Raw genomic sequence first — 2,974 nt, 5'->3', positions numbered from 1 at the left:
CCCCGCCGCGGCGCGGACCTGCCACGGCGTGCCCGTACCATGGTCGGCGGGGTCCGCCCGCCGCGCCGCGCCGGTGCCGCGCCGGTGCCGTTCACGGCGCCGACCGGGTGCCGGGCGTGCGCGGAGACCGTGGTGGGGCCCCGTGACCTGACCGCGACGTGAATGAGGTCGGCAGTGCCCTTCCTGAGTCGACTCCTCCGGGCCGGCGAGACCAAGCTGGTGAAGCGGCTCGCGAAGATCGCCGCGCACATCGACGGACTGGAGCCCGATTTCGAGGGCCTCACCGATACGCAGCTGCGCGCCAAGACCGACGAGTTCCGCCGTCGCCACGCCGACGGCGAGTCGCTCGACGAGCTGCTGCCCGAGGCCTTCGCCACCGTGCGCGAGGCCGCCCGGCGCACGCTGGGTCAGCGTCCGTTCACCGTGCAGCTGATGGGTGCCGGTGCGCTGCACATGGGCAACGTGTCGGAGATGGGCACCGGTGAGGGCAAGACCCTGACCTCGACGCTGGCCGTCTACCTCAACGCGCTGCCCGGCGACGGCGTGCACGTGGTCACCACGAACGACTACCTCGCCAAGCGCGACTCCGAGACCATGGGCCGCATCCACCGCTGGCTCGGTCTCACCGTCGGCGTGATCCTGTCGGAGATGACCCCGGCGCAGCGCCGCGAGCAGTACGCCTGCGACGTCACGTACGGCACGAACAACGAGTTCGGTTTCGACTACCTGCGCGACAACATGGCGTGGAACACCGCCGACATGGTCCAGCGCGGGCACAACTTCGCCATCGTCGACGAGGCGGACTCGATCCTCATCGACGAGGCCCGCACGCCGCTGATCATCTCCGGCCCGGCCGAGCAGAGCGCCCGCTGGTACCAGGAGTTCGCGCGGCTCGCGCCGATGCTGTCCAAGGACATCCACTACGAGGTCGACGAGCGCAAGCGCACCGTCGGCATCACCGAGGATGGTGTCGCGCTGATCGAGGACCAGCTCGGCATCGACAACCTCTACGAGTCCGCGAACACCCCGCTGGTCGGCTACCTGAACAACGCGGTCAAGGCCAAGGAGCTGTTCAAGAAGGACAAGGACTACATCGTCAACGACGGTGAGGTCCTGATCGTCGACGAGTTCACCGGTCGTGTGCTCGCCGGCCGTCGCTACAACGAGGGCATGCACCAGGCGATCGAGGCCAAGGAAGGCGTCGAGATCAAGCCGGAGAACCAGACCCTGGCGACGATCACGCTGCAGAACTTCTTCCGGCTCTACGACAAGCTCGCCGGCATGACCGGTACGGCCCAGACCGAGGCCGCCGAGCTCCACGAGATCTACAAGATGTCGGTCGTCTCGATCCCGCCGAACCGGCCGCGGGTGCGCGCCGACCAGGCCGACCTGATCTACAAGACCGAGCCCGCGAAGTTCGAGGCGGTCGCCGACGACATCGCCGAGAAGCACGAGAAGGGCCAGCCGGTCCTGATCGGTACGACGAGCGTCGAGAAGTCCGAGTACCTGGCGACGCTGCTGTTGCGCCGCGGTGTGCCGCACGAGGTGCTCAACGCGAAGAACCATGCGCGTGAGGCGCAGATCATCGCCCAGGCCGGGCACGCGGGCGCCGTCACCGTCGCCACGAACATGGCCGGTCGCGGTACCGACATCATGCTCGGCGGCAACCCCGAGTTCCTCGCCGACCTGGAGCTGCGCAGCCAGGGCCTGGACCCGGTCGAGACCCGTGAGCAGTACGAGGCCGCGTGGGACGCGGTGCTCGACCGCATGCGCAAGCAGGTCAAGGCCGAGGCCGACGAGGTCCGCGCCGCGGGCGGGCTCTACGTGCTCGGCACCGAGCGCCACGAGTCCCGCCGCATCGACAACCAGTTGCGCGGCCGGTCCGGCCGTCAGGGCGACCCGGGCGAGTCCCGCTTCTACCTGTCCCTCGGCGACGAGCTGATGCGCCGGTTCAACGGCCAGGTCGTCGAGTCGATCATGAACCGGTTCAACCTGCCGGACGACGTGCCGATCGAGGCGGGGATGGTCACCCGCGCGATCCGCAGCGCGCAGACCCAGGTCGAGCAGCAGAACTTCGAGATCCGCAAGAACGTCCTCAAGTACGACGAGGTGCTCAACCAGCAGCGCAAGGTCATCTACGACGAGCGCCGCCGGGTCCTCGACGGCGAGGACGTGCAGCGCCAGACCCGCAACATGCTCGAGGACGTCATCCACGCCTACGTCGCCGGCGCCACCGCCGAGGGCTACTCCGAGGACTGGGACCTCGAGAAGCTCTGGACGGCGGTCAAGGGTCTGTACCCGATCCAGCTCGACTGGCGCACCGTCGCCGACGACATCGACGACCTGTCGGCCGAGGAGCTCGAGCGGGTCATCCTCGCCGACGCCGAGGCCGCGTACGCCCGGCGCGAGGCCGAGATCGACGCGTTGATCGGCGCCCAGGGCGGGATGCGCGAGCTCGAGCGCCAGGTCCTGATGCAGGTCATCGACCGCAAGTGGCGCGAGCACCTCTACGAGATGGACTACCTCAAGGAGGGCATCGGGCTCCGGGCCATGGCCCAGCGCGACCCGGTGATCGAGTACCAGCGCGAGGGCTTCGACATGTTCTCCGCGATGCTCGAGGGCATCAAGGAGGAGACGATCGGGCACCTGTTCAACGTCGTCGTCCAGGTGCAGCAGCCGGCCGCCCCCGTCCAGGAGGCCGAGCCGGAGACGACCGAGATCCCGGTCGTACGCCGGGTCCCGGCCGAGGACCCCGCCGAGTCCACCGTGGTCCTGCCGAACCTGTTCCGCACCAGCCCGCCGCAGAACCTGCAGTACAGCGGCCCGGGCGAGGACGGCGGGGTCGCGCGCCGCGGCGAGGGCGGTACGGCGGCTCCGGGCACCGGTCGTACCGGTCGCCACCAGGTCCCGGCCCGTGGCCGCGGCGCGTCCCCGAACGGCGACGACGGCGTCAACCGCGCCGAGCGGCGCCGCG

1 protein-coding gene is annotated in these 2,974 nt (G+C 69.6%); it reads left to right on the top strand.

Annotation, left to right across the window (positions count from 1 at the left end):
• Positions 1 to 174: 174 nt before the first annotated feature.
• A partial coding sequence (gene secA, locus GTW08_RS27355) for a preprotein translocase subunit SecA (RefSeq protein ID WP_346009978.1) occupies positions 175 to 2,974 on the top strand: 2,800 nt, incomplete at its 3' end.

This window comes from Pseudonocardia sp. SID8383 (assembly GCF_009864975.1).
GTDB classification, from domain to species: domain Bacteria; phylum Actinomycetota; class Actinomycetes; order Mycobacteriales; family Pseudonocardiaceae; genus Pseudonocardia; species Pseudonocardia alni.
Note: the sequence above shows the minus strand (reverse complement) of the source record. Positions and strands in the feature narration are given on the sequence as shown.